This is a genomic window from Dictyoglomus sp. SSW, assembly GCF_055181335.1.
Genome location: NZ_CM143705.1, coordinates 1814931 through 1827544, shown reverse-complemented (window position 1 = coordinate 1827544; position 12614 = coordinate 1814931). Strand labels below are relative to the sequence as shown.

Genomic DNA, 12614 nt, shown 5'->3' with positions numbered 1-12614 from the left:
AATTATGCAAGAAAAAAACTGGCTGAAACTCTTAAAGAGTAATAAAGAACTACAAAGAATAGTATTATCAATTATACTTTGGATAATTGCTGCTATTTGGTATATTCCTATTTTTTGGATGTTATCTACATCCTTGAAATCTTCGCAAGTTGCTATAACTGAGAATCCTCCAAGATGGATCCCTCAAGAACCTACCCTTGAAAATTATAAGATCGTATTTTCACCTGCCAGTGGTATAAGTGTAATGAGGGGGATAATAAACAGCTTCTTTGTGGCAATTATTTCAACCTTTTTGGGTCTTGTTATAGCTACTCCAGCTGCTTATGCTTTATCAAGATTAAGATTTAGAGGAAAAAATGTAATTTTTTGGAGCTATGTAGCTATTCTTGCTTTTCCTGGGGTATTATTTTTGGTGCCTCAATATTTTATTATTCATAGATTAGGGCTTATGGATAATTATTTGGCATTGATATTGCCTGGTCTTGGAAGTACTTTTGGAGTATTTTTGTTAAGACAGTATATGTTAGGTATTCCAAGAGAATTGGAGGATGCAGCTTGGATTGATGGTTGTTCCAGATTAAGATTTTTAGTTACTGTTGTTTTGCCTTATGTTAAGCCAGCTTTAACTACTTTAGCCTTAATGTCCTTTTTAGGATCTTGGAATAGTTTCTTATGGCCTTTACTTGTATTGAACTCTCCTGAAAAATTAACTCTTCCCATAGCATTGGTAAGGTTTAGTGCGGGTTGGGGAGATCCTTTTAGAGGAATTGGACCTTTAATGGCAGGAGCTTTTGTATCAGTAGCTCCAACTTTAATTATATTTATTGTTTTCCATAAGTATCTAATGCAAGGAATCTCTTTAAGTGCAGGTGAGAAATGATATGATAAAGAAGATAATATTGATAGCTATTTTGTTATTAATTATATCCTGTAAAAATGTTTATACTCAGAGTATTTTATATCCTCCTGAACCACCAAAAATAGAGTTATTTGATGCTTCTATTGTAAATGATGAAAAGAAATGGTCTATTAATAATGTTCATGACCCTTCCATAATTAAGGCTCATAATGGTTGGTACTATATTTACTCTACTGATGTAAAAGCTTATGGAATTCCAAGACCTGGAATTCAGATAAGAAAATCAAAAGATCTTATAAATTGGCAGTTTGTAGGATATGTTTTTGACAATGATAAATATGTTTTTAAAGGTATTCCTCAAGAAGCCTTTGAATGGAGCAGAGCTTCTACTTTATGGGCTCCTGATGTAAAATTCTTTAATAATAAGTACTATCTTTATTATTCTGCATCTACTTTTGGAAAGAATCAATCATATATTGGATTAGCAACATCTCCTAATCCAGAAGGACCATGGAAGGATGAAGGCTTAGTTATAAAATCTAAGCAAGGTGATCCTGTTAATGCTATTGACCCATGTCTAATTTTTGATGAAAATGGAGATACATGGCTTTCTTATGGATCTTTTTGGACAGGTATATATTTGATTAAAATTGATAAAAGAAATGGAAAACCAGCAGAAAAGGGCTTTGGTGTAAATATAGCAAGGAGAAAAGGAACAGTTTCTGGTGCAATTGAAGGTTCTTATATAATTTATAATCCTAAATTCAAGAAATATTATCTATTTGTGTCTTACGATTCTTTATCTTTAGATTATAATGTGAGGGTTGCAAGATCTGATAGAATTACAGGACCTTATGTGGATTATAATGGTAATGTTATGACCGATTTAACACTTCCTCCTAATGAGGTGGGTACTAAGATACTTGGTGGTTATAAATTTAAGAATGATGATGGTTGGATAGCACCAGGTCATAATTCAGTACTTGTGGATGGTGATGACTGGTATATAGTACATCATGCCAGGCCGGCTTTAAATAAGAATTGGATGTATTTGCATATTAGGAGAATTATATGGACAGATGATGGATGGCCGGTAGTATTACCTGAAAGGTATGCAGGAGAGAAAATTCAAGAAATTCCTCAAAGTTTAATAATAGGTGTCTGGGAGAGAATTGTATTGGATCCTTATGTAAAAATACAAGCAGAATCACAAGAGATAAATCTTTTAAATAATGGATATGTAGAAGGTGATAATAAAAGAGGAATTTGGGAATTTTTGTCTCCTAATACTTTAAAAATTAAATGGGTAGTAGATGAAAGGCAACAAAAATATGAATCAGAGACTGTAAAAATTTTACCAGCATGGGATTTTGAAAATTGGAAACCTACTCTTGTTTTTACTGGTTTAAGTGGAAAAGGTATAGCAATTTGGGGAAAAAAGATTAAATAGCTTTTTGAAATAAACTATCTAAGGGACTATCCTTTATTTTTAATTTATGAATAAGGATAGTCCCTTTTTTGTTTAAAAAGATTTTTATTGTTATAATATAAGTAAATTGGGTGAATAAATAAGGAAAATTAGGAGGATTTTAGAGATATGAAACTAAAAGAAATATACGAGCTTTTTGTTAAACTTGGTATGGAGAATGATCCGAGAGGATGGGATAAGGTTCAAGAGATTTTAGAGAGAGCAAAAAAAGACTATGAGAAAATGGATGAAAAAAGTAAAAATAAATTTGACAAAGAAAAGTTATTTAACCCTTATGCAGATACAAGAATCTTAAATGGGAATATTGAAAGGGAAGTAAAGAGAGTCCTTGTAGGAATTGATATTGATACTTCAGAAATTCTTTTAGCAAAAGAGCTTGAAAGAAATGGTATTAAGATAGATTTAGTGATTTCTCATCATCCTGCTGGTCCAGCTTATGCAAATTTTTATGAGGTTATGCATTTACAAGAGGATTTACTCTCTAAAATTGGAGTACCTATTAACTATGCAGAAGGTGTCATGTATCCCAGAATATTAGAAGTAGAAAGAAAAGTTATGCCAGCTAACCATAATAAAAGTGTAGATGCAGCAAGATTGCTAAATATCCCTTTCATGTGTTGTCATACTCCTGCAGATAATTGTGTAGCTACTTATCTTCAGAAAATATTTGATTTGAGAACTCCGTATGATTTACAAGAAGTTTTAGATATACTTGAGGAAATACCAGAATATCGAGAGGCAGGAAGAAGAAATAATCCTCCTAAAATCCTTGTTGGTAATCCTAAAAATAGAGCAGGAAAGATTTTTGTGGATATGACTGGAGGAACGGAAGGTCCTGTAGATATAATTTCTAAACTATCAGAGGTAGGAGTAGGAACGATAGTAGGGATGCATATGAGTGATGAACATAGGAAAGAGGCTGAAAAATATCATATAAATGTGGTTATTGCAGGGCATATGGCTTCTGATTCATTAGGTATGAATATTCTTATGGATTACTTAGAGAGAAATGGTATTGAGATTTTAAATTGTGCAGGTTTTATTAGAGTTTCGAGGGTGAATGGTAATGAAGGAAAAAATTAAAGTTAATATAGTTTCAGAAGCTCAAGCTTGGAAGGTAGAAGGTCAAGGGGTTTATACAGCTACTCTTGTTCTTATGGAAGCTTTGAAAAAAAGAAATGATGTGGAAGTATATTTAAATGGAAGTGGATTATATGATATAGCTCATTTACATACTCCGGGCCCATATGCAGTAAGTAAGGGACTTCTTACTGGTAAAAGGCTTGTAATATCAGCTCATGTAGTTCCTGAATCAGTTTTAGGAAGTTTAGTTTTAGCTAATGTTTGGCTTCCCTTTTTTACCCTCTACCTTAAAAATTACTATAATTTAGCTGATGTGGTTGTAGCAGTAGCTCCAAGAGTAAAAAGGGATTTAGAGGAGATAGGAGTAAAGGCTCCTATTGTTTTTGTACCAAATCCTGTAAATTTAGAAAGATTTTATCCAGATTTAAAATTAAGAGAAGAGGGTAGAAAAAGATTAGGTATTAATAACAAAGATTTTATGGCTATTTGTTCTGGTCAGTTACAACCTCGAAAAGGTGTAGATACTTTTATTGAGGTGGCCAAAAGTTTGCCATATATAAAATTTGTATGGGTAGGAGGACAGCCCTTCTCAGTTTTAACAGCTGGTTACATGGAGATGAATGAAAAGATAAAGACTGCTCCTTCTAATGTTATCTTTACTGGACTTGTACCCTATGAAGATATGCCTTTGTATTTGAATGCAGCTGATATATTCTTTTTCCCATCTTTTCAAGAGAATTTTCCAATGGCTGTCTTGGAAGCTGCATCTTGTGGTTTACCCTTACTTCTTAGGGACAATGTGGAATATAAAGAACCGTATAAAGATAAGTATATTCCAGCCAAAAATGATGAAGAGTTTAGAAATTATATTGTAAAATTATTTGAAGATAATAGCTTTAGAGAAGAATATAAGAAGAAAGCTTTAATGCTTGCTCATGAATATAGTACAGATAATGTAGCCCAAATGATGATGGATGTTTACAGAGAAGTTTTAAAAAATCCTCCAAGAATGCGTAGAGATTACATTACCTTAGAACCTTTTAGGGAGGAATGGAGGAAAATATTTCGTAATGTAAAATATAAAGATATTTCCCATTCCTCCCTACGTAGGAGATCAATCTTGAAGAAGACCGAAGATAAAATTTACTAATAATTTCTTTTCTTCTGAAGCCAACTGATTTATGGATGTTATATAATCATCAATACTTTTTTTAACACTACTTTCTGGAATTAATTTATATAGATTCTTTGTATAACTCATTAGTAAGAAAGGTATTACAAGGAGAATCAATTCCCAATTAGATTGATAATTTGATAATAGAAAAGCTAAGAAAGATTTTAATTCCTTAGAAAGCTTTATTTCACTAAGTAGTAACGTTATAAAGGATATTACTATAAGCAATGGTTTAGAATACTTTTCTAAATTATTATTCTCTTTATTTATGTTTTGTTGAATCCCATCTTTTATCTCTTTTGGTAGAAAGAATACTTTGCCTCTACCCTTTTTACTATTTTGGAAATCTTTTAGATATACCATATCTATATAACCATCTTTAGATAAAGTTTGGAGAATATCGTACGCTGTAGCTGGACTTACTGATAGTCTCTGAGCTACTTCTTCATAGTGAATTGGCCTATTGTATGTTTTATATAAACTTCTTAATGTCTCTAAAAATTGTATTCTCCTTTTTGTAAGGCTCACCTTTTATTTCACTCCTATCTTTTCTTCAGTATTTTCTTCTTGTATATTTCCATAGAATTCCTCTTTCCATATAGGATTAAGTACTCTTCTCAAATTCTTGGCATATTCATCCAGGATATTGGAGAATTTAGTTATCACATCATCTGCACCCTCATGAGTAGGATGTGCTCCTGTTTTAGCAACAATTTCCCTAAGAATCCAAGGAGAATCAATAATCATACAAGGTAGCAAAAGATTTTCATGGAATGGTTGTCTTTTTCTTATTTCTTTGAAGAAATCTGAATTTAATACTTCTATAAGAGATTTTTCCTTAATATTGTCTACTGCAAAATGGGTAAATATGCAAGGTTCTACTTCTCCTTTATTGTTTATATGGAGATATTTTCTGCCACCTGCTATACAGCCACCCACATAGGGTGCATCATTCCAAAAGTCCATTGGGAATATGGGTAAATGACCTCTAATTTTTCTTATAAACTTTCCATATTCTGCCCTTTGTTCAGGAGTAGGCATTAATGACGGATCGTCATCCTTTCCAACAGGCATATAGAGGAAAGTCCAACCAAAGAAAGCACCTTTATCAGCTAACCATTGATAAAATTCTGGTTTAGTTACTGCATCATAGTTGTATCTTGTAAGAGTTATAGAATAACCAAAAGGAATACCTGCTTCTTTTAAAAGATCCATAGCCTTTATAACTTTTTCATATACACCATTACCTCTTCTTTTATCTGTTTCTTCTTGACCACCTTCAATTGAGAGAACTGGAACTACATTTTTACTTTTCCAAAATCTTTCTATTTTATCTTCATCTAAAAGAGTTGCATTTGTAAAAATTTGAAATACAGATCTTTTATGTCTATTAACAATATCCAATAATTCTGGATAAACAAAAGGCTCTCCTCCTAATATGGTATAAAAATATGTACCAATATCTTCTCCCTCTTTTATTATTCTTTCAAGAACCTCGGGAGGAAGATCATCTTCTTTTCTGTAATTTCCTGCATAGCATCCTATACATCTGAGATTACATCTCATAGTAGGACTGATAAGGATAGTATAGGGGGTAGGTATGTTCTTTTTTTGGTTATTTTTGTCAAAATATACCCAGAAAAACCCTACGTTTAGTATTACATTTGTGAAAATTCTACTTGCATAATTAGGATCGTAATCGGTAAATGCCCTGTGAATTAAGCGCTTCACTGCAGGTTCATTACATAAATATTCCTCTACAGTATCAAGTATTTTGTCGGTACCTTCATCAGGGCTAAATTTTCTTGCCAAATTTATAAGTTTAGGGATTCTTTTTTCATGATTCTTTGAAACATATTTAAATAGGTTTTCAAAGAGTATGTCACCTATGTACATTTTAATTTTTAATCCTGTATTCATCCTCTCACCTCCAAAAAATCCAAAATAACCAAAATTTTATATAATTATAGATCTCAATTTTCTAAAGGTCAATAATGTAACTTTGTTGTTTTTAATATGTCCTTCTTAAATGTTTATTGACAAAACTATGATGAGGTTTATAATATAAAACAAAACGATTGCTTTAATGGTTTCCTATAAATAAAAGGAGGTGAAAAAGTTTTATTTTGTTTTTATCCTTTATAGAATAAAGTTTTTGGGGTAGGTGATTTTATGAAGAAATTAGTTTTCATGAGTTTAGTATTATTAATGGTAATCACATTATCTCAAACAGCCTTTTCACAGTTAGGACCAAATGTACCAAGAAATGAAACTTTGATTGCTAATATTCTTACAGGTAGAGTGGTTACTCCGGATAATTTTAATGTTTGGGCTGCCACTTGGCGTACTCCAGATAGAGGTATTCAGCAGCTTATGTTAGAACCGCTATGGATTGTAGATCCTGCCACAGGCAAAGCAATTAACGCATTAGCTGCTGCTTCTCCTCTGTATAGTAAGGATTTCAAAACCCTAACTGTAAAACTAAGACCTGCTTGTTATTGGAGTGATGGTGTCGAAATTACTGCGGATGATCTAATCTATACAATAGAGCTTGCTAAAAGTAATTCAGGAATGAGTTATTATGCTTCTTTCCAGGAAGTTGTTAAATTAACTAAGATTGATAAATACACTGTTAGGATTGACCTGAAAGAGCCTAATGCAAGATTTCATGCTTATTTCTTAGATAGATGGGGAGCTTGTAGGCCATTACCAAAACATGTTTTTGAAAAAGTAAAAGATCCAGTATCTTTTGATTTCAAACCACCAATAAGCTCAGGGCCATATGTATTACATAGCTATGATCCAGGTGGATACTGGGTACTCTGGCAGAGGAGAGAAGATTGGCAAAGAACACCAACAGGAAAACTCTTTGGAATGCCACAACCTAAATATGTACTCTTCTACTACTATGGACCAACTGAGAAACAAGTCCTTGCCCAAAACAACCATCAATTAGACATGGCAGATCTAACTATGGAAGGGTTGAGATCAGTATTATCTACAAATAAATATGCAAGGGCATATATGAAGAACTTCCCATACATCGTTAATGTAGACCCATGTATTACAGGAATATATTTTAATACTTCAAAAGCTCCATATAATAATAAGGAAGTTAGATGGGCATTAGCTTTATCAATTGATATAGTTGAATACTTAGCAACTGCTTTTGATGGTGCAGCTACTATGGGAGCACTTCTTGTACCTCCTACACCTGCATATTTGAAATGGTATTATGAACCTTTGGAAAATTGGATGAAAAACTTTACTATTACGGTGGATGGTCAAAAAGTTAAAATTTATGATCCAGATGCACCTATGAGACTGGCTGAATATGCTAAGAGAAGAGGATATACAGTTCCAAATGATCCGAAAGAAATTAGGGCAATATTTGGTTATGGATGGTTCAAGTATGCACCTGATATAGCTGAAAAATTATTGATAAAGAATGGATTTAAGAGAGATAAAGATGGAAAATGGCTAACACCAGATGGTAAACCGTGGAAAATAACAATTCTAGCTCACACTAATCCTGCCCATCCTGATTTTAGAAATAGTTTTGCAGCATCCCAGCAATGGAAAAAATTTGGAATAGATGTAGAGGTAGTGACAACAGAGCAAAGAGCCACGATGCTACAAGTAGGAGATTTTGAGGCTTCTTCTGATTGGCCAGCTACAGAACCATGGGGTGGACATCCTGATATGTATAGAAGTTTTAATGCATGGAGATCCGAATATGTAAGACCAATAGGTGAACGTACATTTGGTCATGCTAGTAGATGGTCTGATCCAAGGATGGATAAAGTGATAGAAGAGTTGGCAAATACTGATTGGAACAGTGTAAAAGTTAAAACTTTGGGATTGCAAGGATTAAAAATTGCATTTGAAGAAATGGCTGGAATTCCAACTTGTGCTTATCCAGGTATAGCAAGCTATGATGAATATTACTGGACCAATTATCCAACAGTAGAAAATCCATATTGTATACCATATCATCATTGGCCCAATTTCAAGTACATGTTACCATTCTTGAAGCCAACAGGAAGAAAATGAAAAATAAGCCCCCCGAAAGGGGGGCTAAAAAATGGAAGGAGGTATGGAATGTTTAAAAGATATCTGATACCAAGGTTAATACAATATCTGTTAGTAATTTTTGTTGGTGTAACCATTGTTTTTTTTGTTCCCCGCCTTACTCCCGTGGATCCTGTACAACAGATGATCAATACAATTACAAGAATGGGAACCTATCTTGATCCAAAGGCAGTAGAAAAAATGACAGAGACCTTGAAAGAGTTATATGGATTGAAAGGAAATTTATTTGAGCAATATTTTGCTTTTTGGGGAAGACTTTTAAATGGAGATTTTGGGCCATCACTTTTTAGATTTCCTATTCCAGTTATAAAACTTATAGGGGATTCTTTGCCATGGACCTTGGGACTTCTTACGATAAGTACTTTTTTATCTTGGTTTATAGGAAACATATTAGGTGGAATTGTAGGTTTTTATTATGATAAAAGGTGGGCAAGGGTTATGGAAAGTATAGCTATGGTTATAAGGCCAATTCCCTATTATATATTTGCTCTTATAATTCTCATCGTTTTTTCGTACCTTCTTAAATGGTTTCCTTTGGGTGGTGGTATGCCTGTTGGTGTTGTACCAAGTTTTAGTATTAAATTTATATTTGAATTGTTTAGGTATGCTTTCTTACCTTTAATTTCAATGATGGTATTAGGGATTGCAGTAACATTACAAACTATGAGGCTTATAGTTTCTAATATTGTAAAAGAGGATTTTGTAACTTATGCAAGGGCTGGAGGAGTAAAAAGAAGAATAATCGCTTTTAAATATGTGATTAGAAATGCTATGCTTCCTCAGGTTACTAATTTGGCTTTATCTATGGGGCAAATATTTAGTGGGGCTCTTATTACCGAAATTGTGTTTTCTTATCCAGGAATGGGAACTTTACTATATAACGCAATTGCTACGGGAGATTTTAACTTAATTATGGGAATTGCCACTATATCTATTTTTGGTATTTCAACCTTTATCTTGCTTATAGATCTATTGTATCCATTATTTGACCCTCGTGTTAGATATAGATAAAAATTTTTGAAGGGAATGAGGTAATAATATGGTGGGTATCTTTAAAGATTTATTGAGAGATGGAAAATTCAGGGTAGGATTTATAATTATATGTTTGATTCTCTTTTTAGCTTTGCTTTCTTTTGTATCTCCCTATGATCCTACAAGATGGAATGTAGCTCCAAGAGATTTACCTCCATCATTGCAACATATTTTGGGTACTAATTCTCAAGGGCAAGATGTATTTTGGCAACTTACCTTTGCCATAAGGAACTCTTTAACTATAGCTATAATAGCTGCGTTTTTCTCTAGAATAATAGCTATTATTGTTGGGCTCGTAGCTGGATATAGAGGAGGAAGGCTGGATAGATTTTTAATGGGAATAAATGATAGCTTCTTGGTTTTGCCACTATTGCCAATTTTGATATTAATTTCATCTCTTATAAAAGGGAGGCTAAGCTTTGTAGGCTTAGGTCTTATTTTGAGTGTTTTTGGATGGAGTTGGGATGCTCGAGTAATTAGATCCCAGATATTAAGTTTAAGAGAAAGAGATTTTACATATACTGCTCTATTATCTGGCACAAATACTATTCAATTAGTATTCAAAGAATATTTTCCCTTCGTTATTCCAATTGTTTTTTCGACATTGATAAACAATATGTCATGGGCTATTGGAATGGAGATAACTCTTGCTATTTTAGGTTTGACTAATCTTGAAATTCCAACCTTAGGTACAGTTTTACAGTGGGCTATAAGTTATCAAGCAATGCTTTTAGGTTTGTGGTGGTGGTTGTTAACTCCTGTCGTAACATCAGTATTGCTTTTTGTAAGTTTATATCTACTTTCTGTGAGTATAAGTGAGTATTTAGATCCTCGAACAAGAATACAAAGAATTAGAGTTATAAGGGAGTGATGAAATGGAGATCTTAAAGGCAGAAAATTTAAAGGCTTATTATCTATTAGATATAGGGGGTAAGCTTCATTCTGTAAGAGCAGTTGATAATATAAATATATCTATTAAAGAGAATGAAATTTATGGCATTGCTGGCGAATCAGGGTGTGGAAAGAGTACTCTTATTAAAACTCTTTATGGTATGGTAGAGCCACCACTAAATGTAGTAGGTGGAAAAGTCTATTATAGAATAGATAATGAATATAAAAATATTTTTTCTACGAATGGGTCCTTAGAGAGTATAAGGTGGAATTATATTTCATATATTCCTCAAGGATCAATGAGTGTATTAAATCCAGTGGTAAAAATAATTGAATCTTTTTGGGATTTTATTGGCTCTCATGTTGATATTTCTGATAAAAGTGCTTGGAGAAAAAATATAGAAGAGCATTTTGCTTTACTAGGATTGCCCACGAAGGTTTTGGATGCTTATCCTCACCAATTGTCTGGGGGTATGCGACAAAGGGTTACAATAGCTCTTGCTACTATTCTTAGTCCGAAGATCATAGTAGCTGATGAACCTTCTACTGCTTTGGATGTAGTGGCTCAAAGAGCAGTGATTCAATTATTAAAAGAAATACAAAAGAATTTGAAGAACACTGTTATTCTTGTTACTCATGATATGGGTGTACATGCAAGTATATCTGATAGGATTGCTATAATGTATGCTGGAAAGATTGTAGAGGAGGCTCCTACATCCGAGATTTTTGAGAGCCCACTACATCCTTATACTAAATATCTTATAGGAGCTTTGCCCAAGATTGGAGATAAATCATATAGGGTAAGTGCTCCAGGTGCACCACCATCCCTTTTAAACCCACCATCTGGTTGTAGATTTCACCCAAGGTGTGGTCAAGCTATGGAAGAATGTAAAGTTAATGTACCTGAATTTGTAAGTGTAAATTCAGAACATAGAGTAGCATGCTTTTTATATTCAAAGGAGAGAGAGCTATGAATAAAGAGATACTATTAAGGGTTGAGAATTTAACAAAAATTTTTACATTGGGTTCTATGTTTTCTCGAGTGAAGATAAGTGCTGTTAATAATGTCTCCTTTAATATTAAAGAATCTGAAATTTTTACGCTTGCTGGAGAAAGTGGTAGTGGTAAGACTACAGTTGCCAAGATTATTTTGGGATTTCTTGAACCTACATCTGGAAAGATAATATACAAAGGAAAAAATATAATAGAATCTCAAAAGGAAGATAAGAAGTCTATTAGAAAAGAAGTACAAGCGGTTTTTCAGAATCCATTTGAAACTTTTAATCCATTAAGAATGGTCCATAATTATCTTGTAGAAACTGCTAAAAATCTTGGTGCAAATAGTAATTATCAGGAAGTGATAGAAAATGCATTAAATTTGGTAGGACTTACTTGGAATGACGTGGTAAATAAATATCCAAGTGAGTTTTCTGGAGGACAGCTTCAAAGAATATCTATTGCCAGGTCTTTACTTACTAATCCTACTCTTCTTGTGGCTGATGAGCCTGTATCAATGGTTGATGCTTCTTTGAGAATGTCCATTGTAAATCTCTTTGCAAAACTTAAAAAAGAAATAGGGTTAAGTGTTTTATATATTACTCATGATCTTGCCACAGCATATTATGTTAGTGATAGGATCGCCATAATGTTTAGAGGTGAAATAGTGGAAATGGGATCTGTTGATAAAGTACTAACAGATCCTAAGCATCCATATACAATGTTACTTAAAGAATCTATTCCAGAACCAGATCCAAAGAAAAAATGGACTAAGGATATTAAGATTCTTACTTTAGAGGAAGAAGAATATCAAATGAAAGGTTGTAAATTTATAAGTAGATGTCCATATAGAATGGATAAATGTAAAAATCCAGTACCAGATGTGGGGGTAGATGGAAGAATTGTTAAATGTTGTCTTTATACCTAATATTTAGATAATAATTTTTTCATGCCCTTTTGCTTCTCTTTTCGGTTTATAATAACAAGAAATAAACTGA

General features: G+C 33.0%; 11 protein-coding genes. 9 read left to right on the top strand and 2 right to left on the bottom strand.

Annotation, left to right across the window (positions count from 1 at the left end):
- Positions 1 to 4: 4 nt before the first annotated feature.
- The 4 genes from ACY3JM_RS09055 to ACY3JM_RS09040 all read left to right on the top strand — a co-directional run bounded on the left by ACY3JM_RS09055 (position 5) and on the right by ACY3JM_RS09040 (position 4581).
- The gene (locus ACY3JM_RS09055; RefSeq protein ID WP_463083334.1) at positions 5 to 880 is read left to right on the top strand and encodes a carbohydrate ABC transporter permease; all 876 of its coding nucleotides are present in this window, start codon (positions 5 to 7) and stop codon (positions 878 to 880) included.
- A gap of 1 nt (position 881) precedes the next feature.
- Positions 882 to 2309 (top strand): family 43 glycosylhydrolase, encoded by a 1428-nt coding sequence (locus ACY3JM_RS09050; protein ID WP_463083335.1) that lies wholly within the window; start codon positions 882 to 884, stop codon positions 2307 to 2309.
- Between the two features lie 147 nt (positions 2310 to 2456).
- On the top strand, positions 2457 to 3431 hold the full coding sequence (locus ACY3JM_RS09045; protein WP_463083336.1) for an NGG1p interacting factor NIF3: 975 nt from the start codon (positions 2457 to 2459) through the stop codon (positions 3429 to 3431).
- Entirely contained in the window at positions 3415 to 4581 is a 1167-nt protein-coding gene (locus ACY3JM_RS09040) for a glycosyltransferase family 4 protein (protein ID WP_463083337.1), read from the top strand. The genes ACY3JM_RS09045 and ACY3JM_RS09040 overlap by 17 nt, the downstream gene beginning before the upstream one ends.
- Here the strand turns inward: ACY3JM_RS09040 and ACY3JM_RS09035 are convergent.
- Together ACY3JM_RS09035 and ACY3JM_RS09030 are read right to left on the bottom strand one after the other, a co-directional pair.
- Positions 4546 to 5133 (bottom strand): helix-turn-helix domain-containing protein, encoded by a 588-nt coding sequence (locus tag ACY3JM_RS09035; RefSeq protein ID WP_463083338.1) that lies wholly within the window; start codon positions 5131 to 5133, stop codon positions 4546 to 4548. The genes ACY3JM_RS09040 and ACY3JM_RS09035 overlap by 36 nt on opposite strands.
- Before the next feature lie 3 nt (positions 5134 to 5136).
- Entirely contained in the window at positions 5137 to 6525 is a 1389-nt protein-coding gene (locus tag ACY3JM_RS09030; protein ID WP_463083339.1) for a radical SAM protein, read from the bottom strand.
- A gap of 252 nt (positions 6526 to 6777) precedes the next feature.
- Between ACY3JM_RS09030 and ACY3JM_RS09025 the strand changes: the two genes are divergently transcribed.
- Genes ACY3JM_RS09025 through ACY3JM_RS09005 form a run of 5 tightly spaced genes read left to right on the top strand, consistent with a single transcriptional unit; the run spans position 6778 to position 12544 of the window.
- Positions 6778 to 8658 (top strand): ABC transporter substrate-binding protein, encoded by a 1881-nt coding sequence (locus ACY3JM_RS09025; protein WP_463111311.1) that lies wholly within the window; start codon positions 6778 to 6780, stop codon positions 8656 to 8658.
- 48 nt (positions 8659 to 8706) lie between these two features.
- Positions 8707 to 9708 carry an ABC transporter permease gene (locus tag ACY3JM_RS09020; RefSeq protein ID WP_463083341.1) on the top strand — a complete coding sequence of 334 codons (1002 nt, stop codon included), beginning with the start codon at positions 8707 to 8709 and terminating at the stop codon, positions 9706 to 9708.
- A 31-nt stretch (positions 9709 to 9739) separates the two neighbouring features.
- Positions 9740 to 10600: an ABC transporter permease gene (locus ACY3JM_RS09015; RefSeq protein ID WP_463083613.1), complete on the top strand. Its 861-nt coding sequence runs from the start codon at positions 9740 to 9742 to the stop codon at positions 10598 to 10600.
- A 4-nt stretch (positions 10601 to 10604) separates the two neighbouring features.
- A complete protein-coding gene (locus ACY3JM_RS09010) occupies positions 10605 to 11594 on the top strand; it encodes an ABC transporter ATP-binding protein (RefSeq protein WP_463083342.1) in 990 nt (329 codons plus the stop codon).
- Entirely contained in the window at positions 11591 to 12544 is a 954-nt protein-coding gene (locus ACY3JM_RS09005) for an ABC transporter ATP-binding protein (RefSeq protein WP_463111310.1), read from the top strand. The genes ACY3JM_RS09010 and ACY3JM_RS09005 overlap by 4 nt, the downstream gene beginning before the upstream one ends.
- Positions 12545 to 12614: the final 70 nt, after the last annotated feature.

Excerpts from the sequence above, each read along its gene's own strand:
- ACY3JM_RS09055 (WP_463083334.1), top strand. The coding sequence starts at position 5 with ATGCAAGAAAAAAACTGGCTGAAACTCTTAAAGAGTAATAAAGAACTA.
- ACY3JM_RS09050 (WP_463083335.1), top strand. The coding sequence starts at position 882 with ATGATAAAGAAGATAATATTGATAGCTATTTTGTTATTAATTATATCC.
- ACY3JM_RS09045 (WP_463083336.1), top strand. The coding sequence starts at position 2,457 with ATGAAACTAAAAGAAATATACGAGCTTTTTGTTAAACTTGGTATGGAG.
- ACY3JM_RS09040 (WP_463083337.1), top strand. The coding sequence starts at position 3,415 with ATGAAGGAAAAAATTAAAGTTAATATAGTTTCAGAAGCTCAAGCTTGG.
- ACY3JM_RS09030 (WP_463083339.1), bottom strand. The coding sequence starts at position 6,525 with ATGAATACAGGATTAAAAATTAAAATGTACATAGGTGACATACTCTTT.
- ACY3JM_RS09025 (WP_463111311.1), top strand. The coding sequence starts at position 6,778 with ATGAAGAAATTAGTTTTCATGAGTTTAGTATTATTAATGGTAATCACA.
- ACY3JM_RS09020 (WP_463083341.1), top strand. The coding sequence starts at position 8,707 with ATGTTTAAAAGATATCTGATACCAAGGTTAATACAATATCTGTTAGTA.
- ACY3JM_RS09010 (WP_463083342.1), top strand. The coding sequence starts at position 10,605 with ATGGAGATCTTAAAGGCAGAAAATTTAAAGGCTTATTATCTATTAGAT.
- ACY3JM_RS09005 (WP_463111310.1), top strand. The coding sequence starts at position 11,591 with ATGAATAAAGAGATACTATTAAGGGTTGAGAATTTAACAAAAATTTTT.